The organism is Fodinibius salipaludis, from assembly GCF_002287075.1.
Classification (GTDB): domain Bacteria; phylum Bacteroidota; class Rhodothermia; order Balneolales; family Balneolaceae; genus Fodinibius; species Fodinibius salipaludis.
Map to the genome: position 1 here is coordinate 155,971 of NZ_NSKE01000002.1, position 26,523 is coordinate 182,493.

The 26,523-nt window shown below is 42.7% G+C and carries 16 protein-coding genes and 1 tRNA gene; 4 read left to right on the forward strand and 13 right to left on the reverse strand.

Translation table 11 applies throughout. The features are described from left to right. Positions 1–449 precede the first annotated feature (449 nt). The 11 genes from CK503_RS03145 to CK503_RS03195 all read right to left on the reverse strand — a co-directional run bounded on the left by CK503_RS03145 (position 450) and on the right by CK503_RS03195 (position 18,598). The gene (locus CK503_RS03145; protein ID WP_095605337.1) at positions 450–3,644 is read right to left on the reverse strand and encodes a type I restriction endonuclease subunit R; all 3,195 of its coding nucleotides are present in this window, start codon (positions 3,642–3,644) and stop codon (positions 450–452) included. Between the two features lie 24 nt (positions 3,645–3,668). Next, the gene (locus CK503_RS03150; RefSeq protein WP_095605338.1) at positions 3,669–4,130 is read right to left on the reverse strand and encodes a DUF4411 family protein; all 462 of its coding nucleotides are present in this window, start codon (positions 4,128–4,130) and stop codon (positions 3,669–3,671) included. Further along, positions 4,127–5,287, reverse strand: coding sequence for a helix-turn-helix domain-containing protein (locus CK503_RS03155; RefSeq protein ID WP_095605339.1), 1,161 nt, complete (start codon positions 5,285–5,287; stop codon positions 4,127–4,129). The genes CK503_RS03150 and CK503_RS03155 overlap by 4 nt, the downstream gene beginning before the upstream one ends. A 102-nt stretch (positions 5,288–5,389) precedes the next feature. After that, on the reverse strand, positions 5,390–6,295 hold the full coding sequence (locus CK503_RS03160; RefSeq protein ID WP_095605340.1) for a hypothetical protein: 906 nt from the start codon (positions 6,293–6,295) through the stop codon (positions 5,390–5,392). 190 nt (positions 6,296–6,485) lie between these two features. Then, a complete protein-coding gene (locus CK503_RS03165; protein WP_095605341.1) occupies positions 6,486–6,677 on the reverse strand; it encodes a histone H1 in 192 nt (63 codons plus the stop codon). 83 nt (positions 6,678–6,760) lie between these two features. Continuing rightward, the gene (locus tag CK503_RS03170; RefSeq protein WP_095605342.1) at positions 6,761–7,978 is read right to left on the reverse strand and encodes a restriction endonuclease subunit S; all 1,218 of its coding nucleotides are present in this window, start codon (positions 7,976–7,978) and stop codon (positions 6,761–6,763) included. A gap of 3 nt (positions 7,979–7,981) precedes the next feature. Continuing rightward, positions 7,982–9,577: a type I restriction-modification system subunit M gene (locus CK503_RS03175; RefSeq protein ID WP_095605343.1), complete on the reverse strand. Its 1,596-nt coding sequence runs from the start codon at positions 9,575–9,577 to the stop codon at positions 7,982–7,984. Between the two features lie 203 nt (positions 9,578–9,780). Continuing rightward, complete coding sequence (locus CK503_RS03180) at positions 9,781–12,441, reverse strand: M14 family metallopeptidase (protein WP_095605344.1); 2,661 nt, start codon at positions 12,439–12,441, stop codon at positions 9,781–9,783. Between the two features lie 43 nt (positions 12,442–12,484). Continuing rightward, positions 12,485–14,281, reverse strand: coding sequence for a gamma-glutamyltransferase (gene ggt, locus CK503_RS03185; RefSeq protein ID WP_095605345.1), 1,797 nt, complete (start codon positions 14,279–14,281; stop codon positions 12,485–12,487). Positions 14,282–14,385: 104 nt separating this feature from the next. Then, positions 14,386–15,573, reverse strand: coding sequence for a RagB/SusD family nutrient uptake outer membrane protein (locus CK503_RS03190; RefSeq protein WP_176466191.1), 1,188 nt, complete (start codon positions 15,571–15,573; stop codon positions 14,386–14,388). Positions 15,574–15,628: 55 nt separating this feature from the next. Continuing rightward, positions 15,629–18,598, reverse strand: coding sequence for a SusC/RagA family TonB-linked outer membrane protein (locus CK503_RS03195; RefSeq protein ID WP_095605347.1), 2,970 nt, complete (start codon positions 18,596–18,598; stop codon positions 15,629–15,631). Positions 18,599–18,906: 308 nt separating this feature from the next. Here CK503_RS03195 and CK503_RS03200 point away from each other — a divergent pair, with 308 nt between their 5' ends. Beyond that, positions 18,907–20,523 (forward strand): ATP-binding protein, encoded by a 1,617-nt coding sequence (locus CK503_RS03200; RefSeq protein WP_095605348.1) that lies wholly within the window; start codon positions 18,907–18,909, stop codon positions 20,521–20,523. A gap of 2 nt (positions 20,524–20,525) precedes the next feature. Beyond that, complete coding sequence (locus CK503_RS03205) at positions 20,526–21,905, forward strand: sigma-54-dependent transcriptional regulator (protein WP_095605349.1); 1,380 nt, start codon at positions 20,526–20,528, stop codon at positions 21,903–21,905. Positions 21,906–22,102: 197 nt separating this feature from the next. On the opposite strand, the gene CK503_RS03210 is transcribed toward CK503_RS03205, so the two are convergent. Both CK503_RS03210 and recJ read right to left on the reverse strand, forming a co-directional pair. Further along, positions 22,103–22,175, reverse strand: a tRNA-Phe gene (locus CK503_RS03210). Positions 22,176–22,252: 77 nt separating this feature from the next. Beyond that, on the reverse strand, positions 22,253–23,962 hold the full coding sequence (recJ, locus tag CK503_RS03215) for a single-stranded-DNA-specific exonuclease RecJ (RefSeq protein ID WP_095605350.1): 1,710 nt from the start codon (positions 23,960–23,962) through the stop codon (positions 22,253–22,255). A gap of 366 nt (positions 23,963–24,328) precedes the next feature. On the opposite strand from recJ, the gene CK503_RS03220 reads away from it, so the two are divergent. Both CK503_RS03220 and hslO read left to right on the forward strand, forming a co-directional pair. After that, positions 24,329–25,501, forward strand: a complete 1,173-nt coding sequence (locus tag CK503_RS03220; protein ID WP_095605351.1) for a Glu/Leu/Phe/Val dehydrogenase dimerization domain-containing protein — start codon at positions 24,329–24,331, stop codon at positions 25,499–25,501. 97 nt (positions 25,502–25,598) lie between these two features. Further along, on the forward strand, positions 25,599–26,504 hold the full coding sequence (gene hslO, locus CK503_RS03225) for an Hsp33 family molecular chaperone HslO (protein ID WP_255233321.1): 906 nt from the start codon (positions 25,599–25,601) through the stop codon (positions 26,502–26,504). Positions 26,505–26,523 lie beyond the last annotated feature (19 nt).

Sequence of the window (26,523 nt, forward strand, 5' to 3'; positions counted from 1 at the left end):
TTCAGGAGATTTCAGTAAAGCAAATTATACAATACGTCTATTTTTCACCTCATATCCTTAATAATATTACTAATATTAATAACCTTAGTAATATACATAATACAGTATTACCGGTTATACTGTATTACCCGTTATACGGTATAACTCGATACGAACTTATCAGCACAGTTTTTACTAAGACTCCAATATTATTTTCAATATAAAACTGATCGAAGAATTCTACATTTTTTCAAAATAATTTCTTTGCAAAAAGACTTTTTTGGCAAAGAATTGGCCGTAAAATTAAGAATTAGAAAAAGCGACCATTCAAAATTTTTCTAAAGTAACAGCTTTTTTGTGCGCGACCTGAGAAATCTTCCCCTTCGCTCTATTTTTATTGCATTCCATTTCATCATTTCTTTCAGAAAGAAATAGAGTAAGACAGAAGCAAAAAATAACCGACCAATCAGTCAATACGACTGATACACGTGATCAAACACCTCATTACAGGTCTGGGCAAAGAGCTGACGGTCGTACTGGTCAGGTAGCACGTTGTCCAGCTCTGTTTCGATAGTCACCTTCACATCAGCAATACGCTGCTGCTGTTTGGTCCAATCCATGACCAGCTTTTCTTGTTTCAGCTTCTCGATAAGCTCTGATATGCCTTCTTTGATCTCTTTTCGTTCACTCTCTTTCAAATCAATTTTTTCGCGCTGCGTTATTAGATCATACAGGGCCAACTCTTCTTCGCTCATGTTTTCTTTGGCACTGCGCTCACGCTCTTCGTTCAGATCCTGCTGCAGCTTCAAGAACTCTTCGAACTGCACGTCCAAATTGATGCTGTAGTTATTGTATTTCTCGATCATCTCCTCGAAGCGCTCCTTGAAGTCCATGCGCGTGCGGTTCTGCTCGACCATTTTCTGAATCTGGTTCTCAATCTTGGTCTTCATCTTCTGCAGGGCTACACGCTTATGCTTCTTTTTGGCAAAGCGCTCTTTGAGCTTCTCAAAATCAATCTTCCCAATATCCACCAGATCATTATCTCCGTCAATCTGGTAAGGCTCGCTAACAATATCCTCGTCCAGCTTATCCTCAATTTGTTTGCGGATATCCGAAATATCATCATTCTCTTCCGGACCCAGTATCTTGATGCGATCTTTAATGGCCTTTAGTGCTGATCGAACCGGCAGAAACTCCTCGGCCTCAGGGTCAGGCAGGATAGCTTTATATAGTTTATTCACCACATTGGCATGGGTAACAAACTCTTTCTTTTTCTCCTCATTGATGAGTACTTCTTCCACGGCATCATCCACTGCATCTCCCAATTCTTCGTAATCAACGATGGCCTGGGCAAATTCATCCTGGTACTTCGTAATATCCGCTCCTTCAGCCTCAATAATCTTGTCTAAATCCACGTCCTGCTGCTCACAAAACGCACGGGCTTCGGCTATGGCTTCCCGTAGCTGATTCACCAGCTCTTCCTTATCCTTCACCGGATTCTTGGCCTCAGGATCTTCGGGCTCGTGCCCGGTCGCATAGGTCGCCAGGGCTTTTTGCAAGTTGCGAAAGACACCCACGTAATCCACAATCAAACCATTATTCTTATCGCCGTGCACCCGGTTGGCCCGAGCGATGGTCTGCATCAGGGTATGATTCTTCATCGGCTTGTCGAGGTAGAGGGTCGACAGGCTCGGTGCATCAAAGCCGGTAATCCACATGGCGCAGACAAAGACCAGCCGCAAGTCATCCTCGGGATCTTTAAATTGTTCTTCTAAATTCTCTTTCTCCTTCCGCTTGCGGTGGGGGCGAATATCCAACCCTTCCTCTTCAAACTCTTGGATCTCATTCTGGGACTTGGAGATCACCACGGCCATGTCGGTTTCTTTCATGTAGTTGAGCCGCTCCAGCAGCCTGTCCCGTTCCATGTCTGTATTGGCAGACTCCAGCTCTTTTTTTAGGCGCTGCTGTTCCTTTTCCCACTCCTCCTGCACCAGATCATACATGCGTACGGTCGTAAAGCGATCAATACAGATCATCATACCCTTGCCCATGTAGCCCCGATCCAGGAAGTGCTGTACCATATCTGCGGCGATAGCCTCAAGGCGATCTTTTCTTGTGATGAGGTGATACTCCTGACGAAATTCGCGCTCCAGCTTCTCTTCCTGCGCTTCGTTGAGCATCGCCTCGTCGAGCAGTTCTTCCAGCTCTTCGTTAATATTTTCATTGGTGAGCTGCAGTTCTGGGATACGATTCTCATAATAGAGCGGAACCGTGGCCCCATCCTCAATGGATTGCTGAAAATCATAGACGCTGACGTAATCGCCAAAGACTTCCCGGGTCTTCTCATCCTGACCCTTTATGAGCGGCGTGCCGGTAAAGCCCAAGAAAGCCGCATTGGGCAGCGCCTTACGCATGTTCATGGCCAGCTTATCGTACTGGGTGCGGTGGGCCTCGTCGGTGATCACGATAATATCGTCGTCGGTGCTGAGCACCGGGAACTCCTCACCATCACGGTCATGGAACTTGTGAATAAGGGTAAAAACGTAGCGATGATTCTCGCTGAGCAGCTGCTTGAGCTCTTCCTTGCTATCGGCCCGGATGTCCTCTTCGGGCTCGGTGACCGCACCTACGGAAGCAAAGTTGGAATAGATCTGATCATCGAGATCCGTGCGATCCGTTATTATGACAAATTTCCAGTCCCCGGCCAGCTCGCGCATAATCTTGCGCGTCAAAAAGACCATCGAAAAGCTCTTGCCACTGCCCTGCGTATGCCAGAATACCCCCAGTTTCCCTTCGTTTTCCCCGATATGCTTAACAGCTTCAATAGCATTATTCACGCCTAAATACTGGTGGTTGCGCGCAAACAGTTTCTTGGGGTTGGACTTCGCACTTTCAAAGAGGATAAAGTGCTCCATCAGATCTGACAGCCGCTCTTTTTGGCAGATCCCGTAAATGGCCGTTTGCAGGCTGACCAGTCCCGGCTCGTCTTCATCGCTGATCTTTTTCCACTCCCCGTAGAATTCCCATGGTGAGGTGATGGTACCTACTTTGGTATCGGCCCCGTTGGAGAGGATAATCACCTGGTTGTACCAGAACAGCTGGGGAATCGTATCTTTGTAATCGCTAATATTATACTGGTAGGCGTCTTTGACGCTTCGACTGCCTCTTTTGAGCTCAAATAGAATGACCGGCAAGCCATTGACGAAAGCCACTAAATCGGGACGCTTATTGCCATAATCGCCGTGCACCCAGAGCTGGTAAACCAGCAGGTGATCGTTGTTTTCGGGCTCCTGCCAGTCGATAACCTTCAAGGTTTTACGGATGAGTGAGCCGTCTTCATCACGGTACTCCAGGTCTACCCCGTCGCGCATAAGCTCATAGATTTGTTTGTTGGCACGGACCTCGTGCATGGACGAGCGATCCCGCGACAGCTTTCTAACTGCTTCCTCAATTTGATCCTTGGGCACCTCGGGATTGAACTCCTCCAGCTTGGCCCGAAGTCGCGATTGTAATACGACCTGATCACGAGTCTGTCGCCCTAATGTACCATCGTCATTTTCGGTAGCTAATATCTCTTCATAGGCATTAATCGTTTCCCATCCCAGCTCCTCAAAGAGATCTATAGCCGGTTTTTCTACTGCGTGATCTTCGGTGTATTTGCTCATGATGATACTTTTCCCTTAAGCCAATTATCCAACGTCTAATTCTTCATTTCTAATAATATCTACAAACTTTGCCCAAGCTATTCCTTCTTCCCGACAGACATCCGGTACTTTTGGTCCATTTAAATCATTCGTCATTGATTCATTAGTCACCACAACACATTCCTCAACCATTGCCAAAGCAACTACATACGGATCACCTTCATTTTTACCTGTAGTTAACCCGAAGTTTTTATAGTGATTTACCAAATAGGCAACTGCTTCTTGTAATTCGTCGCTGTTTTCAGCTACAAAGTCATCTTTTCGTTCTTTAACCCAATCAAATAATTCGTCACCACCTTTTTCCAACTCCTCATAAATTACAGGCGCTATTCCAACCACCTCAGCTATAGCTAATTGATGCAGGCTTTCCCATACCTTGGGGAAAAATTCTATAGGATAATCTATCCAGGCCTGTATAATAGCGTCTGAATCCAGCGAATACCTCAAACGTAGCTACCCTCCTCCGGCCACCCGAACGTTTTTGCAGCCAACTCATTGAGATTCGGAACTTTCCAGCCCGTAATATTCGCTAACTCACCGAGAGTAATCTGCTCTTGAAAATAACTCTCAAATGCAGTGCGCATAAACAGCCGCCCCTTTTGAACGATACGGGTATAATATGGATCACCGCCATCACTTCGACGCGATTGTCCATAGAAGGAAACTTCCGACAGCAACCCTTCATAAACCTGCTTACTGATCAATTTCTCCGTTTTTAACCGAATGAGAACTACGTATGTGGACACGCCGTATGTACGGCTAAGGCCTTTAATTTCCTTGACCGGCTCAGTCTCAGCATCAAAGGCTTGTCTCAAATCATTAGATGGAACTAAGATTTCTGCGGCCAAACGGTTACAAAACTGCTCGATATTACGCTGTCCATTGGGGAAATACTCGGTTAACTCATCATTGATCATTACCGAATCCCGCAATAGTACATGAATTAGTTCATGGATAAGCGTAAAAATCCGGGCATTTGATGAATCTTTAGAGTTAATACCAATGATAGGGAGTACTGACTCTGCCAAAGCAAAACCACGAGATTCTGATACCTCTACATACGGATACTGTACAACATATATATCCTTATTTTCCAACACTTCTTTCCAACGCGTGAGCGCAGTAGATGAACCGGACCAACGCTTTTGATCATCCAGGGGAACGTCTAACCAACTTCTAATTTCCTTTGCTAAAGATAATATATCACTGTCATCGGGGTTTATAGATGGAATTTTTTCCAGCTTTTTTCCCTGATTTTTATAAAGCTCGAGAATAATCTCCCGGTTTCGCTTAGCTTCCCGAATAGCCTTTATAAGCTTGGGACTTGCCTCCAACAGAAGCTGATTATTGATGGTGCGAAATTCAGATAATGGCTGTTCCTCGTCAGGCAGATCCTCTAAATAGAAAAAGGCAGGTGTCCGGTCTAAATATTTTGCCAGCTTTATCAGCTGATTAGTGGTGGGTTTTTTTTCTCCCTGTTCCCATTGTGCCCACTGCTCTTCTTTTACCCGCATTTTTTCGGCAATTCTGCCTATAGGATACCCAGCACGTTCACGAGCGAACGAAATCGTTTCGGGATTGATATTTACGCGAGCTGTAGGCATAACAGTGTTAAAATAACAAAATATTTTGCTCTAAATTGTGAAGTATAAATTAAAGCCTATTACTTGCCTTATTCTCCTGAAAGTATTTGCTCAAAATGAAAGTTAAGATTCTTGAGTATAAACCCACTCACTAAATCTGGACGTATCTTCAACTGTTGCAAAGGAATCTGAGGTTTTTTCTTTTTGGATAGAAATAAAGGCCATTAATACTTCAAGGGTAAATCGTCGAGAAAATTTATTATAACCCATATAACATACGATTGAAGCTACCACGACAAATGATAATAGAAATATGTAGTCTAATACTACTCCTGAAAAAATCATGCTCCAAAAGATCACTACAAATAAAAAAGACAAAGCTCTTAAGAACCCGTATAGGGCGTTATAGTTTTGGAATTTGTTCTGTTGATACTTTACTCTTTCTAAACAATAATGATATATAACTTTGAAAAAGTTTTGGTCATTGACATCACCAGTTTCATCTGGATTCCTGATATCCGAGACCTGTTCAAAGTTGTTATCCAAATAACTAATGATCGTATTTTTAGTAAAATCATCTAGTTCACGCGCATACAAAAACCTCCCATAAAACAACCATCCCAACAAAGAATCAAAGACAGCAATTGGAGCTAAAAAAACTCCCATTGCCACACGAAATATCGACCTGATAACTTTCTCAAACTCACTCTTTGATTCCTTTTTAATGGATCCCCAATATCCTTTTGTATCGATACCAAGCAAGTATTTTGAAGGGTAACCCAATGACCAAACCGAATACTTCTCAACTGTTACGGAACTCAGAAAACTAATAATATGACCCATTATATAGCTTGATATAATCAAAGGAATATAAACTGCCGTTCTATCTAAACTATAATAGTCGAAAAAACCTGACCAAGTAGTTTTTTCTGGCGCTATCATAAATAGAAAAATATAAATACCAGTTGCGCCTGGTATCAAGTATCCCAAAAAGTCATACAATGAAAATGGGTTTTGTAATCTCTCCATATTTAAAGCGATACTCTGGTATTAACTTCCTTCAAAGAGGTTTTTGGGTGGGAAGGGTATTTAAAATTCATTAACCGTACCTATTCTCACTCTTTGTCCTCCCGAAGTTCCAACCATACTTTTAAGACTAACGAGAAAGGGGATACGGAATAACCCGCATCCCTTTTCACACTCTTACTTCATCTTATCCCTACATTTCTTTGGCTTCGTCTACAGAAGCTTTCTTGTAGGGGGTCAACAACTTCTTCAAGTTATTGGCCGCTTTCCTGGCTCTGCGACCAGCAGCTTTATTATCCTTTTGATCGAAGTCTGCGTGGTTTTCTTCTAACTTTTCCCACTCTTCTTTCATCTGATTGAAGAGACTAACTGTGCTTTCATCCATAGTTATGTGTTGTTTATTTGTTTTTAGTGAGTATACGTTAATCGTGGTTCTGTTTGAACTAACAATACACTTATAAAACGGACTCAGAAATTTCCCTTTTCCATGTCAGAGTAGTCAACATTCTCCTGATTCCCAAGTTGATACAAATCGTCCACATCAATCTTCCCCGAAATAAGCTTCGGCAACAGTAAATCTCTTGTTTCTTTAAGCTTTTTATTCTTCCTGCTCAGCTTATCTATTTGCAGATAATTACTCCATGTAATCTCATCAAACCTTTCTGCCAATTGCTCGTCAGGTACTAAAATCGGAGCGTTCTTAAAATCACTAACATTAACTGCTGGATATGCAGATCCTCTGGTGTGATTGACTAAATATTGAACAAAATACTCCGTTGTGGAATAATTGTATATAAATGAAGCTGGCAGTTTCTTAGGTCGAATCACACCAAAGCCAGTCGAAGCTATTTGGTTAGTTGGTGGATTTAATACTAAAGCATACGATTTCAAATTTGGGCGTACACTTGACCAAATTATATCTCCATGATCTACTTTTCTTTTAGCTCGGCTTGGCGCATCCTTAAAATCATGAATTTCAGTCTCATCAATACTTCCTTCATTGACTCCCGAAATGTTTATGTATTCAATTTCTCCTTTATAATCCGTAGAAATATTTTCCGGGTTAATTTTTACCACGTCACTTAATTCTTTCACCTCCCACCCCTCAGGAATATCACCCAGCTCGGTACCCGAATCCACCAGCTCATCATCCTCGTGACCGGGATAGCGGAAGTGCATAAACCACTCGCGGTAGATCCGTCGCCCCATCTCCTCCAGGATCTCAATGCGGTGGGTGTTGTTTTCGATTAAGTTGTCAAATTCTTTAATGACACCTGATACATTCTTTTGATGTGTAAGATCAGGTAGAAAAACCTTATAAGGCTCTAAGGAACTGATGGTAATCTGCGATTGTGCCGACCCTGTATTCAGCTTATCCTTTAGGTTTTCCAGATTTAGATAGTGTTTTAAATAATTTTTATCGACAAGCTGCTCATCAACATCTAAAACAATCGAAAGGTTGGTAATCCAACTCTTTGGTGGAGAAATTTTAACATCACCGGTACCTCCAACTCCCCTTGCAACCACTACTAACTTTTCTTCTTTGTAAAGATACTCCTTTGCACTTCCAGTTATTCCATACCCACTAAATACAGGGTATCCTTGCTCAGTTTTTAAATCATCAGGAACCATCTTCCCATATTTCAAACTGGCAAGTTCTCCTATTCTATATTCTCTACTCGACATGAATTATCTATTTAAAATATTTGAAATATTATCAGAAATGGATTTCTCTAAGTCTTTAGATTCCACATTCAATAATTCCAGCTCCTCATACAATTCCTGCAATCGTACCTGAAAATCCACATCATCCTCTTCCCGCTCGGCCACGCCTACGTATCGTCCCGGGTTCAGGCTCCAGCCCTGCTCTTCAATTTCCTCTACCGTAGCCACTTTACAGAGTCCGGGAATATCCTGGTACTCTCCATCATCAAATAAGTCCTCCATTTCATCCGGCTGGGTGACGGCCGAACCGTTAGCCTCGTAGTCGGTATCCGGTTCAGCAGCGACCTCAAAGTGCACTTCCTCTTCGTTGCGGTAGCGTCTCACGATGCTTGAAATAAACTCAATCTGGTCGGGCGTAAAGTCCCGGTGGGCGCGGTCGATCTGCCGGTAGATATTGCGGGCGTCAATAAACAGCACTTCGTTTTCTCGATCGGTGCCTTGCTTACTCTTGTCAAAGAACCAGAGCGTACAGGGCAAGGTCACCGTATAAAAGAAGTTGGAGCCGATGGAGATAATCACATCCACCACTCCCTCTTCGATCATCTGCTTGCGGATCTCCTGCTCGCTGTGGCGGGCATCGGCGGCGGAGTTAGCCATTACGAATCCGGCTCTTCCTCGGTTGTTAAGAGCGCTGTAAAACTCCTGCATCCACAGGTAGTTGGCATTATCGGTGCTGGGGATGCCAAACGGGTAGCGCGGGTCGCCCTCGATGGCTTCCTTGTCCACCCCGCTCACGTTAAAGGGTGGATTAGCCATCACGTAGTCAAAGCGTCCCACGCAGTCGTGCAGATTCTCGTAGTAGGTATTGCCGGTCTTAATGTCGCCTTCCAGTCCGTGAACCGCCAAGTTCATCTTGCAAAGGCGGACGGTGTTTTCCTTATTCTCCTGTCCATAGATAGAGAGATTCTGCTGGGCTTGGTCTCGGTGACGCTGGCGAAATTTCTCCGACTGCACAAACATACCGCCCGAACCACAGGCCGGGTCTAGAATTTTGCCGCCGTAAGGTTCCAGCACTTCTACAATCAGCTTTACAATGGAGGTGGGCGTAAAGAACTCTCCGCCCTTTTGACCCTCGTTCATGGCAAACTGCCCGAGGAAATACTCGTAAATTTGTCCGAAGACATCCCCCTCTACGTCGGTGCCCACATTAGAAAAGTTCTTGAGCAGGTCTTTAAGCATGGAATCGTCAAACCGCTTGTACTCCTTCGGCAGCACGCCGGCCAGTTCCCTATTCTCCTGCTCAATGGCTTCCATCGCCTCGTTTACTTTCTGTCCGATATCTTCGCTTTCGGGAAGCTGCAGCAGGTAATCGTATCGCGCCTCTTCGGGCAGGTACATCACGCCTTCGGCCTTGTAGTGCTCGGGGCCAATAGTCACGCGACTGCTGCTCTCTTTTTCTTTCTTTTCGTGGAGTGGCTTAAAGCGATGCCAGGCGTAGCGAAGGAAGATGAGTCCCAGTACAGGCGTAGAGTATTCAAAGGAACTGAGCGTGGAGTTGGCCCGAAGGTTATTGGCAACTTCCCACAGGCGATTTTCAAGCTTATTGAGATTGGTGGACATGTAATTCCTATTCGTCTCTTGGTTGGATTTAGAATGGATAATTAAAGAGGTGTTATATACGGAAAAGAGGGGGGATAAAGCAAACAAGATCACTCATTTTAAACAACGATGAGTAAATAACAAGAGTGTGGTAGATTATATACCCAAATAAAAAAGGGACCAGCCAAAATGCCTGATCCCTCCAAGTATATACCAATCATTGGCTATTCGCTTTCCTGTGTCCATTCGGACACTTCAGAAAGATCTTCGGATGTTGAATTTAGGATAGGATTAAACAAAAACTTAAAGGTTGCTCGTGGCTGAGCACGCAGCTGGGGACGAAATCCAACCAACACAACTTCTCCCTTCCCAAGGGCAACACGTACAGCAGCAGGCTTGCCGGCAAGGTGCTCTTCCTCTCCTAAAGCCCAGCCGCTAAGCAAAATGTCTTCATCACCATACCATGAAAAGACTTCAACCGACGGTCCTTTGGCTTTTTTATCTTCAACCTCGGCCGGATCCACAACGGAAAACGCCTTACTCTGGCGTAAGAAAAATCCGGCATGATTTTCCTCTACCCCCAACGCCTGAGGGTTACTGTTATCTGTTTTAAGTTTTATCAATGACCCGGGGATAAAAAATTCTTCCTCACTTATCCCTGCAAGGGCATCCTCTACGGGCAACCCAAACTGGTTCATCAAGAAATCGGTAGCTCCTTCCCATCCTATGATGGTACCACCCGATTCTACATACTTTTTCAGGTGATACGCTCCTTCAACGCCAAGACCACCCACATACTTCTCGGGCATCGTGCCTTGTTCATGTCCGTTTAACAATCGAGAGGCCGACATCGAAGGCAGAATAATTATGTCATATCCCTGCAAATCATCATTCTGGATATCACGATTTTTCAACCGATCATACTCAAATCCGTAATTGTCAAAGATCCATCGCGTCCAGCCCTCATCCATCGAGCCGGTCCAGGACTGATAGATTCCAATTTTTGGCTTCTCGGTTGCCATACTTTGGACATCAGGCTTTTCATCTACTCCAAATATATCAATGCCGTATTCACGGGACGCATTGCGCAATAATTGTTTAGCATTATTACTGTTTGCCACATAAAAGGCTCCGGGCTTAAAAGTCTGACCATCCACAGATACCTCCTCCTTCAGCCGTTCTACCTCATGGCCGTCTTTCAACAAATTATTGACAGCTACGATACCCATATTAGAATTGGATGGAATAATATAACCTGAACTGTTGCTATTATGCACTGTTCCGTTGAAAGGGGCAAGCTTCTCTACTGCTTTTGTATCTATATCAACATGATCTTCAATTTTTGTGACATCTACTCCCATTTGGATAGGCAGGGTCCATCCGGCCATATCATAGGGAGGCTCAGGTGGTCCATCCGGATATAATCTTCGATCAGGATAAAACTGAGGCTCCATAAGATCCTTCAGATACGGACGAAAGGCCTGGGAGCTATACACAACGTAGCTGTTTTCGGGATAGGTTTCTCCGTTATACTCAAAATCGCTGGTTGCCTGGTGGATTTCGATCCCACCTTTTTTCAGGGCTTTTAGCAAGTTTACAGATTCGGCCCGGTCCCATTGGTCCGGAGATATTACATAAGCGTAAGGGCTTTTCTCTTTGCCTTTTTCGATAGCATCCTGTCCCATCTGGTATATATTATACAACCATTCCTGTTTTCTCTTTACGGCAATATCCATCACACCCATCGAAGCAGTGAGGTGATAATCCACCATCTGTTTCATCGTAGCCGTTCCTCCTTCCCATGGATCGGGATAGAAAATGCTGGATTCATCCATCGGTATCTCATCACCACCGCGCACTAACTTTTCAGGAATATCGTCCTCGGTCCATTCTTTCGGTATCGGAGACCGGTGCGTTGATTCTGTAAGAATCCCAACCATGTTATGGAAATAGGGAACCGTTCGCATACCCCCGTTCCACCACATGTTAAAGGTAATTCCCTGTATTACACCCGATTTCCCTTCTCCCACAAAACGATTCGCCATGTGCTCACCAACGAGGTTTGTACCCCGAACGGCCATGGCCGGTATATTGGGATTTATAGGATTGGCGAATGGTGGGATAAACATTCGGGGCGGCATTTCACCCATCTGGTGGTGATTCACTACAATCTGTGGAAACCATTCCTCATAAAGCATCTTAGACACGGCCTGGCTTTCTTTTTGCAACATCATATACCAGTCACGATTATTATCATGGCCCACATATTCATGGTATACCTCCGGCGGACCTGTAAGCGCAAACTCAGTGTCCTTTTGCTGGCGATACCAATCCACCACAATTTCATGCCCATCCGGATTCATCACCGGCATATTTAATAGAATGACCTCATTCCGCATTTTCCGTATCTCCGGGGATTCCCCGGTAGCCATCTTATAGGCAAACACCGGATTATGCTGACTGGTTGCTAACTCTGTAGAATGCAGTCCACTGTCAATCCATACCACAGCTTTTCCTTCCCTGGAAAGTCGCTTGGCCTCCTTATCGGAAACACCTTTCGCCTTGGCCAGTTTTTGACTGATACTTTTATATTTATCCAAATTGGCCAGGTTTTCTTCACTTGAAATGATCAGCATCAATAAGGCATTACCCCGATGCGTCTCACCGATCTCTTTTAGGATAACCCGGTCGCTGGCATCGGCAAGTAACCGGTAATATTTTTCTAACTGGTCGTTATCTATGAGCTCATAGTTAGCTCCGGGCTCAAAACCGAAAACATCAGCGGGTTTGGGAATTTCCTGCGCCTTAAGACTGACAGACAAAAAGCCCAAGAGCAACAGTGCCAACCCCCATTTCAAGCCATTCTTTTTCATACTGTTTGACATAGTAATTTCTTTAAATGATTAATTGTAAATAGATACCTAATGATTAATACCCGCGCACTTCACCGTCATGTCTGGGATCAGCAACGCCAATAACTTTGCCATTTTTTTGCATCACTAAATACATACGGGCGTATCCTTCTGAAAGGGCTTGAATATCGTATCCCATATCGCGCACATTTTTCAGCACATAGGGATCAAAACCTTTTTCTATTTCAACGTCAGGCTCTTCATAATCGGGGAAGATCCGAGGCATTAATACGGCATCATAAGGATCTAAGCCATATTCAAGCACATACAATGTGTTTTGCAAAATAGCAGTTGGTATTCTTCCTCCGCCCGGAGCCCCAATGACTAAACGAACTTCGTTATTCTCATCGAGTATAATAGTTGGTGAAATCGTAGAAGCTCGAATTCTGTATGGATGACTTGACTCCCAATCCTCTTCCTCTTCAAGATACGAAAAGTCAAATCCGGAATTATTCAAAATAAACCCATTTACCCACGCTCCGGAACCAAATACATGACTCAATGTTGTAGATAACGAAACAGCATTCCCTTCAGAATCTATAACAGAAATATGAGTCGTCTCTCCTCCTGTTTTTTCTGATGAAGAAAGCGTTTTTCCATTAGTTACAGATGCCATTGTCATTCCCTCTGAAACAGAACCCATATCATTATGCGAAACACTTTGAGATGGCTTGCCAAAACCTACATTTTCTGCCGCTGTCCCCATTCCTACTGAATCACGTCGTGCCGAGATATATTCATCCGAGATTAACTCATTAACCGGTATATCTTCCCAGTTCGGATCAGAAACATATTCTCTTCTATCGGCATTGGTCAATCGCATTGTAGAAGTTAGAATGTCAAAGGCCTCGGCAGACTCAGTAGGCAATCCAATTTCTCTCAGGTTAAAAGGCTCCAAAAGACTCAACGCCTGAATTATATACATTCCGGTCTGTGGAAGCGGAGCAGAAAGTATTGATTTTCCTTTGTAACTACCCTTCAGGGGTGTCTTATCCCACTGGGGCTCATAATTAGCAAAATCCTCTACAGCCGCTGGATTTCCGGCATCATTAAGTACTTCAACGATATCCTGGGCATTTTCCCCCTCATAAAAAGCAGAAGCGCCACTTTCTGAAATGGCTTTTAGCGTTCTTGCCAATTCCGGTTGTTTTAGCGTTTCTCCTACATCCAGTGGCTCTCCATCCGGATAGAAGGTTTTTTGGGCTCCTTCATATCGAGTTAATTTTTCTTCTTCATCTCTTATAAACTGTGCCAGCGTCATATAAACAGGAAATCCCTCGGTGGCATATTGAATGGCGGGTTGCATAACCTGTTCACGACTCATGGTGCCATGTCGCTCTAAAGCCTGGAGCAACCCATCAACCGTTCCGGGAATCCCGGTTGATAACAAATTAAAATCATCCTCCCCGTACTGGTCGTAGTTTACTTCTTTGTAAGAATCAGCTCTTTTGGCGGTATAAAAATCTACATAGTCTGCTTCTTCATTTTCCTGATTCCATACCAGCATACTACCACCTCCACCGATACCAGACATATTGGGCTCAACTACGTTTAGCGCAAAAGCAGTTGCAACAGCGGCATCTACTGCATTTCCTCCCTGTTCTAACATTTTTAATCCGGCTTCGCTCGCCAAGGGATGAGCAGAACTTACCATGGCCTCTGTACCAACAAGTCGTTTACCTCTATCGGACTCATTGTCAGCTACCCTGGCACCATCCTGCTGCGTACATCCTACAAATAATAGCAACATCAACGCCGTTATAAGGTTGGCAGCACCGTACTTCTCCAATGCAAAAAATCGTCGTTTGCTCATAATTAAAATCTTTTAGTAACTGTTCTGTGCTTATAAAAAACCCAAAAGCAGTCCCTCAATTGAAATTAGGATAACTACTTTTGGGAAACGATTAGCAGATTTGCTTATAAATTGGGATTCATGTCAAGTTCGCCCTGACCGATAGGCACACATTTATCCTGACCTTCAAGATAGTTATTGTTGGCCGGTCCAGAATCTTCATACCAACGTCTCAAGTCCCAGAAACGACGGCCTTCCAACCACATATCTTTCCCTCTTTCGGTCTGAAGATGATCCCAGGCCTCTTCAAGATTATTCGCATTTAAATCACCAAGACCATGATAGTCTCTACCCTCATTGATTAGATCCATGGCAGCATCAAAATCTCGGTTTTCTCTTAACTCCATCTCTGCACGAATCAAAAGCATCTCGGTTCCCTTAGAAAGCGCTATATTAGTGCCATCGGATGCATATTTAAGCTGTGTAATCCAAGGGGTAGTACCATTTGCAGCGGTTGCAGTATCTCCTTCAGAAGTGTATTGTACTTCCTGTGGAAGCCGCGGGTCGTTAACACCTTCCCACTGAGTTCCCCAGACAGTATATTCCCCTCTTTCGGTAGTGCGGGAAGGCCAATCATTATTTTCTCGGCTGCTATTTATAGAATAGACAGCTTCAAATCTATACTCAATCGGAACATTAGCGGCATCATTGGCAGCTCCTGTCCAGTTACCCTGTGCGGCTCTTACCGAAGCACGACCGGCCAATGCTGCATTATATAGGTTTTGATCTCCAATATTGTCAGCAACTTCAAGGGCATTGGTAAAATGGTCTTCTGCTCTTGAGAAATGAACCGTATTGGGTTGTCTTTCCCCTCCGTCAATCACAGCATAACAAGCATTTTCTCCTAAAATCCGATTAGAATAACCAGCATAAAGATATGCCTTCGCTACATTTGGATTGTTGTTGAAACTATTGCCAAGAATTTCCTCAATCCGTTCCAATCCATCTTCCGCTACCCATCGTGCCCGCTGGGCATCCTCCCACCAGGGATTAACATCTTCACTGTTTATAGCACCACTACTAAAAACAGTTGGAGCAGAAAAAGTACCACTATGTGTTTGTTCATCTGCCCAAATACTCCCCCAGTATGTTGTAGTACGATATGCAAAAGACAAGTCAGCAGACATGCCTATCACTAATCCGGGTACGGCTTCTTCAGAGTTCAATGAACTCTCCTCAATTGGTCCCGGATTTTGAACATCACAGCCACTGACCATGACTACAAATGCAATTAACAATATTAGTTTCTTCATATCAGTATAGTTTTGAGTATTTAATTTCGTTGAAAAGCTATTCATAGGATCCTCCTTAGAATGAGAAGTTAAATGTAGCCAGGAAGGATCGGTACGTTGGCATTGCATAATAATCCCTTCGTGCCAAGCTTGTTCTATAGTCATCTATCTCAGGATCTGTCCCCGAATAATCTGTAATCGTCAACAAGTTACGAGCGGCTAACTTGAGGGACGCAGACTGAACTCCCCCAACTAACCAGTTTTGAGGAAGGTTATACGTTAACGAGACATGGCGTAGCTTAAAGTAATCAGTCGACTCGATCCAGTGATCATACCGTGGATCTACATCACCCGAATTAAGAGCACACTTAGCTCGTTGACTTGCGGTAAGACTTGAAGGATCTTGTTGTTGCAGATCATAGCAAGGTGGCCAAACCCCTCGACGGCCGTTCTGATATGCCGTTGCATTCAACATATATCCACCGTACTTAAACTGACCAAGAGCATCCAAGACAAGATTATCCTTCAACTGAATAGTTGTTCCCAAGGAAAGGGATTTATCAGGATAAGAAGGACCAAAATAGTGATCCTCTTCATATTCGGGATCGGCGACTTCATCAGGGTTGGTTATTTTGGCTCCAAAAACGCCGGGAACAGGATATCCTTCTTTGATATATGTCCGAGCAAAATAGGCTACCGTAATCTCATCGGTATTTCCTAAATCAACAGCTTCACTGTTTTCTTTGGAGAACCCAAATCTCATATCCCATTGTACATCTTGTAACTGCAAAACAGTCAAGTCAAGGTCTACTTCAATTCCGCTATTTTTAACTTTTCCGACATTCTGCACCTGCGAAGAAAGAAACCCTTCTGATGGAACTGATGGAACAGGAATCAAAGCATCTGAAGTAGTCTGATTATAATAGGTGAAGTCAGTGGTTACACGCCCATCCAAAAAGCTGGCTGTGAAACCGGTTTCAAATTCAGTACTTCTTTCAGGACCCAGATCTGGATTACCAATCTGGTTTGGTGTAAATCCGGGCTGTCCATCTTCACCGGCAACAGGCCTCCAGGTTCGTACCGCATCAAAAGCACCTGGAGCTTGACCCGCTTGGCCAACAGCTGCTCGCAATCGCATAGTATTCCACCAAGATGTTGGCCAGAAACCATAATCAGACAATACATACGAAGCACTTACTTTGGGATAAACCTGAAGTCCAAAATTATCACCGAAAGCGGAGTGCCCATCAACACGAACACCTGTTTCAACAAAGAGTTTGTCATATAAGTCAAAAGAGGCCTGCCCAAAGAAACCACCTGTTGTTACCGTAATTCGAGAGTCTCCAGAAATACTGGTTCGAGCTCCGGAAGTCAGTGTTGGTTCCTGAGGACCAGAAAAATCTTCAGAAAAAAGATCAGTTGTTTGGGTTTGTTCTTTAAAGAGTTGTCCACCCCAATTTAGTGTTAAACCAATATCTTGATTAATCGGCTGTTCAAAGGTTCCCAGATATTCAAACGAAAGGACTGTTTTTTGCCAATCAGTTATACTCTGTTGTCCCAAAGGAGATCGAGAATAACCAAAATATTGTGTTGATTCTAATTCAGAAGAGTTATAGTCATACCCAAACGTTAACCTATTGCTCAAATTTTCTAATGTATTGGTTTCAATAACTAAGCTATTAATAAAATGCTCACGATCACTTATGTTCTTGCTTTCAAGAATCTCACCGTTATTAACACAAATTGCATTTGGATCTTCACAGCCTGAAGCTCCAGAAAAGTTTCCTCCCGGTCCTCGGGTAACATTCAATACAAAACCATCCCCGTTATTTCCGGAGGGTACCCAATCTGTTTGGTCATTATTGTAGGAAGAATTAAAAGTGATAGATACTTCATCAATAGGATTGAATTGGAAGTTTCCTCTAAATCCTAATCCTTGGGTTCCGCCCCCATTATTGATAACTCCTTCTTCATTTTCATACTCACCGGATAGATAGTAGGTAAAATCTTCAACTCCGCTTGATACACTCAGATTATACCGTTGAACTAAGCCATTTTGTAACCAAGATCCGTTATCCGGACAATTCGCTTCTTGAAAGCGGGTTCCATCATAGGTTACTAAGTTATCTCCTCTACATTCTCCCATGAATAACCCCGTAGGATTATCTTCTTTTGGACCAAAATGTCCCATATTATTAAATCCACCCGTAACACCAGCATTCCATTGTGTTTGACCTGCCTGACCTTGCTTTGTGGTAATTCGAATAACACCACCCGAAGCCTCTGTTCCATACAATGTCGTAGCCGCAGCTCCTTTTACAACATCAATACTTTCAATATCATTAGGATTTATGTCATTCAACGGGGAAGATGACTGTCGAGAAGCTTGATGAGTTGGCGTATCATCTCCACTAATACGTATCCCATCTACATATATGATGGGATTATTATTTTGGGAAATACTGTTATTACCGCGAAGACGAATAGTACCTCCAGCACCTGGATTACCGGAGTTCGCTAAAATAGTAGCACCGGTAATACGACCATTTAAAATATCCTGAGTATTGCTTACCGCTCCAGCCTCAAAATCATCGGAACTTACACGCGAAAGACTGGTACCCACTTCTCTAGATCTCATTTCACCCGTAGCTGTTACTACTACCTCATCGAGACCTACGGATTCGGACTCGAGTTCAACATTCACCTCATTTGTTTGACCAACAACGGTAATTTGTTGACGATAATTTTTGTAGCCGATAAAACGTATCACAAGGGTATATTCACCCGCTTCAAGGCCTGTTATCTCAAAGTTACCATCTGCATCTACAGAAGCACCTTTATTTGTTCCTTGCAAAAGAACGTTTGCTCCTGGCAAAGGTTCTCCGGTACTAGCTTCAACAACAGTACCACTAATAACTCCATCCTGACCCTGAGCAAAACTGTCGGTAAAAACTAAAAACACACCCATTACCAAAATGGCAAGAATGGCACCTACCTTTCTTTTTCCACGTTTATCAAAAATTCGCCTGTAAATATTCGGTTTCATGTCCCTGATATTTTGATTTATAAAGTTATGTTCATGCCAGCTTAAGCCTTAAAACTTAAACCCAATAAAACGTCCATTGCATAATTTGCAACAACTATGCCAGCTATATATTAGAAGTTTTACGTAAGCAGAGGCCCCCTAAAAAACTAACGTTGTTATAATTCATCACGCTTTGTGAGAAAAGCTCACACAAAATTGTTACAATGCCATATTTAATTGTGTTATTTAACTTTTAGCATATACTTATTTAATGGCATTATTTCTGCATTTCTTAAAAGCAGTATTGTAAAGTTGAAAAAAAAATTTCTATGAATTTCCTCGGCATCCAGAAAAACCAAAAAATTATCCTGATTGCTGCCTTCGTAATCTTATTCATTACTATAGCATCTTTCTATCTATATAGGGGGGTTCTCAGGTCAGAAAAAGAAATAATTGAAGACAACAAAAATATCACTCAAACTGCCGTAAAAAAGGTCTTAGCTGAAGCAGAAAAAGACTTGACACCCGTTTGGACAGAGTATTTAGAAGGTAAGGATAAAATTACAAAGCAAGATGAAAGAGTAGCAGATTCTTTATTATCAAAAGATGTTAAAAATGTATTGAGAAATTTTCATCGATTAGAGGGGGGCCTTTATTTTTATGAGCTTGATGAATTCATTGGATATAGTTTTCCAACTATTGAAGATCCAAAGCCTGCTTTTGGCCCTCCCCCCCGTTCATATAATATAATTCGTGAACAAGCTCGTAAAACAATCCAAAAAGATACCTTATTAACTGAACTTCATCAGTTTGACCCTGCTATTTTTCCCCTTTCAACTATACCTATCTATGTAGATGGAAAATTAATAGGTGCTGCCTGGGCACGCATCCATATCGAAAGGAAACTTGCAGCCTCACAAAATATCCAAAGCGGTACCTTCTTTTTAACCTCTGGGGCCATATTGCTTGGACTATTTTTTACTGTTTTAATTGTTTGGGGATTACGGAAACGAGTACAAGAGATTAAAGAAGGGCTTTCCAAGATGAAGTATGATCCTTCACATCGCCTAAAAGAATACCGTGGTGCTTTTGGAGTTATTAGTAAGGCTATTAATGAAATGACCGATGCTCAACAGGAAGAGCAAGAAAAACGGAAAAAGCTAGAAAAGGAACTTTTCCAAAAAGAAAAAATGGCAACACTTGGAAATTTAATTGCAGGTACGGCCCATGAAATTAACACCCCAATTTCAATCATTAAAACCCGTATTCAAATTTGGGAACGTAAACTGAGTAAAATTAAAAATGGTCAAGAGTCTCCTTCAGTAGTTTCTGATAAATCATTAAAGCTTGTTCACAATGAAATTGAAAGGGTCTCAAAACTAATTAAAAGACTTTTGCTCTTCTCAAAACCAACCGTCGATCCTCATCAAAAAATAGATGTGAATAGTTTACTTGATGAAAAGTCTGACTGGTTAAAAGAAGCATATCCAACCCACGATATTACCTTTCAAAAAGACTTTCAAGAGGACCTCCCTTCTATATTCGGCAACAAAGAATCTATAGAGCATGTTTTAACAAATGTTTTAAAAAATGCTGTTGAAGCTTCACCGGAAATATGCCAGATTGTGCTATCTACTTCTTACAAACAAATGAATGATTTTTTAACAGTTAAGGTTAGAGATTTTGGATCAGGGATGCCTGAAAAAATTAAACCTAAAATCTTCGATCCATTTTTTTCCACCAAACCTAACGGCACCGGTCTTGGTTTGTCCATATGTAACGAAATAGTTAAAACCCATAAAGGATCGATATATTTCGAAAAACCTGACAAGGAAAATTCAATTTTAGAAACCTGGGATGATAATACAGATACAGAACAAGTGAAATTTACGCGTGGAACAATCTGTGTTATAAAACTTCCAGTATCAGATCAGCCTACTAACTAATTATGGTTTCTAATCACATCCTGGTAGCAGACGATGAACCCTCAATGCGGCTCAATATTATAGAGCTTTTAGAGGATGAAGGCTATTCAATATTACAGGCCTCAAATGGATCAGAGGCTATACAACTAGCTCTTGAACATCAGCCGCTTTTAATACTTATGGATATTAAAATGCCTGAGCTGTCTGGGTTACAAGCTTTAAAAACGATTAAAAAAAAGCTTTCAGAAATTCCAATCATTATCTTTACCGCATTTGGGTCCAATGAAAAACCCATCGAAGCTATGAAAGCCGGGGCATTTGATTACCTTGAAAAACCATTTGACATCGATGAATTTCTTTCAATTGTAAATGCAGCAATTGAACAACGAAATAAACTGGACTCCTTTGATACCGGATCATCCCAAAATAATAACAATGAATGGCCCGATATTGAGCAACATATCGTCGGTACTAGCAAAAAGATGCGGGAAATCCTCAAAATGATCGGCAAGATTGCTCCTAAAGATACAACCGTCTTGTTAGAGGGAGAAAGTGGTACAGGAAAAGAGGTAATTGCAGATGCCATCCATCGTCACTCTAACCGATCAAATGAACCATTTATTAAAGTAAATTGTGGTGCCTTGCCTGACTCGCTTCTTGAAAGCGAACTTTTTGGGCATGAGGAAGGTGCTTTTACCGGAGCAAATCAACTGCGATTGGGACGATTTGAACTAGCCGACGGAGGCACTATCTTTTTGGATGAGGTCAATGCTTTAGCACCAGCTACTCAAATTAAGCTACTTCGGGTACTTCAAAACTTCACCTTTGAACGTGTTGGGGGAGAAAAAACTATGAAGACAGACGCTCGAGTTATAGCTGCAACGAACAAAAATCTAAAAAAGGAAGTAGAAAATAATAATTTCAGAGAGGACTTATTTTATCGGCTTAATGTTCTAAACCTTTCTATCCCCCCCTTGCGTGAACGACTAGATGATATTGAACCTCTAACCAAATATTTCCTTAAAAAGTATGCGCAAAATAAGGAAATGTACATTTCCGAAGAAGCTCTTGAATATCTTAAATCTTATCATTGGCCCGGTAATGTAAGAGAGCTTGAAAACACTATTGAGCGAGCCACAGTATTAATGAATGGCACCGTTCTTGAGCGGAAAGATCTTTCCATATCGTTGAAAGCTGATCTCTCGAATATTTATGAAAGCCACACCGAAGATGGAAATATTCCAATGCAGAAGATTGTACAGTCAGTAGAAAAAGATCTAATCATCAAAGGACTTCACCGTACCAATTGGAATAAATCGAAAGCTGCCAAACTTTTGGGTATCAACAGACGTCTTCTGTATTCAAAGATTGATCAGTATAACATCAAAGAGAATTCCAGTTAACTAAACCTAAATTAAGTTAATCTCGCACAGGTTTTACGGATTTTTTGATAAAAACTTTGGGAGTTGAGTGTCTTAAGGAGGGGAGTTTTGATGATAACACGAATAGAAAAAGCTAATGCTACCTGCATAGTTGTTTTAGCATTGTTTTAGCACAAAATACTAAAGCCCTGCAACTCAATGAGTTACAGGGCTTTGCGTGGGACCGGGCGGAATCGAACCGCCGACACCGCGATTTTCAGTCGCGTGCTCTACCGACTGAGCTACAGTCCCAACTCGAATAAGAGTTGCCAAATATAAAATCTTTTAAACTTTATACAAAGAGGATATTCGGAATTTTCTTCCAAACCCTACTCTACTTCAACATCCCGCAAACGTATCTGCAACGTTCGGCGGCCATTCCATTCATTTTCCTCCAGTGAATAGGCAATATTAAGCTGATTATCATCCCCGTTTCGAATCACCGGCAGATATTCGTGCATGTTAAATCCGATTACATCGAATGCGCCCGAGCCGTTTTGCTTTACCTTCATCTTGAGATGTCCCTTGCCTACAATTGTGGGCACTCCCACCACTTCGACATCGCGGCTGACAAATATGGGGCGCAAATTTCCGGGACCAAAGGGCTCGAACTGGCTCATCAGTTTCCAAAAGCGCATATTTACATCGCTGAGATCAAGCTCACAATCAATTTTCAATTCGGGTTTAAAATCCTCGTCAGAAAGTCGTTCCGCAGCAATATCATTAATGCGCTGCCGAAACTCCTTGAGATTTTCTTTGGCAATTGTCAAGCCCGCGGCGTATTCGTGTCCGCCAAACTGCTCGAGTAAATCTTCGCATTCCTTAAACGCCTCGTAAATGTTAAAGCCGTCAATACTTCGGGCTGAACCCTTAATTTTTCCATCCACCGTACTCAACATAACGGCGGGACGACCATAAGTATCCACCAGCCGGGAGGCCACAATTCCAATTACCCCAAGATGCCAATCGGGATGGTGTAAGACCATTGATGAAATCTTATCCAGGTTATAATTTTTATCCACCATGGCCTTGGCCTCTTCCATGGTTTCCGAATCTTTATCGCGCCGCGCCACATTAATACTTTCCAGCTCATGAGCCCTGGATTTCGCTTCGGCAGGTGTATCAGAAATAAGAAGCTGCACCGCCTTTGTTGCATCCCCCATGCGTCCGGCTGCATTAATTCGCGGACCGATTGAGAATACAATATTTGAGGTTGTTATTGAACCAATACTTAAATTTATAAGATCCAGCAACGCCTTAATACCTATGCGGGGTTCCGAATTAATCAACTTAAGCCCTTCGCGCATCAATATTCGATTTTCGTCCTCAATAGGCACAATATCCGAGGCAATAGAAACAGCCACTAAATCCAACAACTTAAAAGCTATTCGATCCGCCAAGCCAAGTTTTTTTATCGTACCCTGGATCAGCTTAAATCCAACCCCGGCCCCCGAAAGTCCATCAAAGGGATAGTTGCAGTCATTTCGCTTGGGGTCGAGCACAGCCACCGCATCGGGAATGGTATCACCCACATTGTGATGGTCACAAATAATGACATCAATACCTTGCTCTTTAGCCTGCTCGGTTTCCTCAACGGCTGTAATCCCACAATCTACCGAAACAATCAGATCAGTATTGGTATCAATGGCATACTGTATTCCTTCCTGGTTGATACCATACCCCTCCTTAAACCGATGGGGAATATAGAAATCCACCTCAACGCCAAATTCTTTAAGGAAAATATACAATATGGCCGTAGACGTAGTACCGTCCACATCATAATCTCCATAAATAAGAATTCGCTCTCTGTTGCGGATTGCCTCTGCCAATCGAGTCGTTGCTTTATCCATATCCTTCATTAAAAAAGGATCATGAAGCTGACTCAGATCGGAACGAAAAAAAGCTTCCGCTTTATCATAGGTATCAACGCCCCGCAATACAAGGAGGCGAGCTATTTTTTGGGGAACTCCCAGCTGATCTTGTAAATCGGATACAGCTTCTTCGTTCTCCGGCGTGGTAAAAACCCAGCGAAAAGACATAGTTATCTGTTTTTTTCTTTTTTGTCATAAATAGCGTACCGACGATCAAGCCGAATAGCCATACTGCCCTGCCTTTATTGTAACGATCGGCCGGGGTTTTCATTGACTCTTAATTTAAAATACAATATCCGCAGTAAAATTCATCATCAAAACTAAGCACATTGCAACTTAATTTTAATCACCGGATACCGTAACAAGCCTCAAAATACTACTAAATTTGCGCCATTTTTTGTACTTTCCCATACGCTGTTTAATCAGGCTATTTTGATATAAAGTCTATTGTGATAGAAGATTTTTTATGCTGATAGGATCATTGAGGAGCAACAGTTTTATCGAACGTGTCAATGTGATTTAAACCATATAACCATGGAATCAACTACTTTAGAAAAAGAAACAGCTACCGAACTAAGTGGGGATTTCCCACTGTTCGACAAGCTGAAAAATTATGAACATGAACAAGTTGTTGTTTGCTCAGAGCCTTCGATGGGGCTTAAAGCAATTATCGCTGTTCATGATACAACATTGGGACCTGCTTTGGGCGGCGTTCGTATGTGGCCCTATAACAATGAACAGGAAGCCATTCGCGATGTGCTCCGTCTCTCTCGCGGTATGACCTACAAAGCAGCCATTTCGGGACTTAATCTCGGCGGCGGAAAAGCGGTTATTATTGGCGATCCGCGCAAAGAAAAAAACGAAGCCCTGTTTCGCGCTTTTGGACGGTATGTCGACAGCCTCGGCGGCCGATACATCACTGCTGAAGACGTGGGTACAGATGTTCAAGCAATGGAGTGGGTTCGCATGGAAACCAAATATGTAACCGGTTTACCAAAAGCGATTGGTGGAAGTGGTGACCCATCCCCGGTTACCGCTTACGGCGTATATAAAGGGATGAAAGCCTGCGCTAAAAAAGCATACGGATCTGATTCTTTGGAAGGAAAACGGATTTCCATTCAGGGAGCCGGGCACGTCAGTTCATACCTTGCAGAATTTCTGGAAAAGGAAGGGGCCGAACTCATTATCTGTGATATTTATGAGGATAAAGTAAATGACCTTGCCGATAAAGTTGGTGCCGAAGTTGTAGACCCCGATGACATTTACGGGCTGGATGTCGATATCTTTAGCCCCTGTGCTCTCGGCGGAATTATCAACGATGATACCATGGACCAGTTCAATTGCGACATCATTGCCGGTGCTGCAAACAACGTACTTGATGAGGAAGAGAAACACGGGCAGATGTTATTAGATAAAGGTATCTTATATGCTCCCGACTATGTTATTAATGCCGGCGGACTCATTAACGTGGCCAGTGAGCTGGAAGGTTACAATGAAGAGCGAGCCCAGGGCCAAGCCGAAAAAATTTATGATACCATTTTGGATATCCTGAATTATTCGGAAGAAAATGATACTCCTACTTTTACCGCTTCAAATATTCTTGCTGAAAAACGAATGAGCGATGTCGGTAAAATCCATAATATCTATACTTCACAAAGTAACTTTACCGGCCATATCGGTGATCTTTACAAACACGCGAACTTGTAATAGTGAAATTCCAATTTCATACATATGGCGGCTCAACAAAATGTTTGGGCCGCCTTTTTTGTTGAGCGTTTGAAAATGTAGAACAAAATGAAGGTTTATGATATCAAAAGAAGATTTTATACAAAAAGATCGTCTGATAAAAGGAATTGCCAAGGACGGGAGTCTTAAAATATCAGTCGTTAAAACCACAAATGTTGTTAAAGCAGCCCGTAAAAAACACGGCTTGTCCCTATTAAATACTGTACTATTGGGACGTGCTCTTACCGGTACCATGCTTATGGCATCAGAACTGAAAGGCGAAGAAAGACTCAAAATGCGTGTCGAGGGACAAGGTCCTGTAGGACTCCTTGTTGCCGAAGCCAATCGCGTGGGTGAAATCCGCGGCTATGTTCAAAATCCCCGGGCAAACCTCAATTATAACGGTGGAGATATCGATATTAGTGATGGTTTGGGTGTAGGCGTGATGACAATTAGCAAAACGCTATACAACGAAGCGGAACCCCGAAACAGCAGTATTGAACTCATCAACGGCAATATTACGGATGACCTGGCCTACTACATGGTGCAGTCTGAACAAATACCCTCGGCCATTTTGCTGGATGTGGGAATTGACAAGGATGGCGAAATCACTGAAGCAGGCGGATTGATGATCCAACGCATGCCGGATGCCCCAGAGGGAGTCATCGACCAGCTACAGCAAAAGCTTTTACAATTCGATTCCATCAGCCAGATGCTTGCCGATGACCTCTACATTGATGACATCATGGAAAAAGCCATGGATCCCATCAATGTAAAAGAGCTTGATCGCCAGCCGGTCGACTTTTTCTGCCGTTGTACGCGCAAACGATTTAAAGATGCCCTCGCTATGCTTGGCTACGAAGATCTGAAAGAGATTAGCGACGAAGGACAAGAGCTCGTATGTCACTATTGTAACGAGCACTATAATATCAGAAAAGATGAAATTGAAGAATTGTTGAGAGAGACCAAAGCAAAGATGAACTGAGAAGATATCAGAGGTATGG

Bases quoted from the DNA above. Each gene is read 5' to 3' on its own strand.
- CK503_RS03145 (WP_095605337.1), bottom strand. From the start codon at position 3,644: ATGAGCAAATACACCGAAGATCACGCAGTAGAAAAACCGGCTATAGAT.
- CK503_RS03155 (WP_095605339.1), bottom strand. From the start codon at position 5,287: ATGCCTACAGCTCGCGTAAATATCAATCCCGAAACGATTTCGTTCGCT.
- CK503_RS03160 (WP_095605340.1), bottom strand. From the start codon at position 6,295: ATGGAGAGATTACAAAACCCATTTTCATTGTATGACTTTTTGGGATAC.
- CK503_RS03165 (WP_095605341.1), bottom strand. From the start codon at position 6,677: ATGGATGAAAGCACAGTTAGTCTCTTCAATCAGATGAAAGAAGAGTGG.
- CK503_RS03170 (WP_095605342.1), bottom strand. From the start codon at position 7,978: ATGTCGAGTAGAGAATATAGAATAGGAGAACTTGCCAGTTTGAAATAT.
- CK503_RS03175 (WP_095605343.1), bottom strand. From the start codon at position 9,577: ATGTCCACCAATCTCAATAAGCTTGAAAATCGCCTGTGGGAAGTTGCC.
- CK503_RS03180 (WP_095605344.1), bottom strand. From the start codon at position 12,441: ATGTCAAACAGTATGAAAAAGAATGGCTTGAAATGGGGGTTGGCACTG.
- ggt (WP_095605345.1), bottom strand. From the start codon at position 14,281: ATGAGCAAACGACGATTTTTTGCATTGGAGAAGTACGGTGCTGCCAAC.
- CK503_RS03190 (WP_176466191.1), bottom strand. From the start codon at position 15,573: ATGAAGAAACTAATATTGTTAATTGCATTTGTAGTCATGGTCAGTGGC.
- CK503_RS03195 (WP_095605347.1), bottom strand. From the start codon at position 18,598: ATGAAACCGAATATTTACAGGCGAATTTTTGATAAACGTGGAAAAAGA.
- CK503_RS03200 (WP_095605348.1), top strand. From the start codon at position 18,907: ATGAATTTCCTCGGCATCCAGAAAAACCAAAAAATTATCCTGATTGCT.
- CK503_RS03205 (WP_095605349.1), top strand. From the start codon at position 20,526: ATGGTTTCTAATCACATCCTGGTAGCAGACGATGAACCCTCAATGCGG.
- recJ (WP_095605350.1), bottom strand. From the start codon at position 23,962: ATGTCTTTTCGCTGGGTTTTTACCACGCCGGAGAACGAAGAAGCTGTA.
- CK503_RS03220 (WP_095605351.1), top strand. From the start codon at position 24,329: ATGGAATCAACTACTTTAGAAAAAGAAACAGCTACCGAACTAAGTGGG.
- hslO (WP_255233321.1), top strand. From the start codon at position 25,599: ATGATATCAAAAGAAGATTTTATACAAAAAGATCGTCTGATAAAAGGA.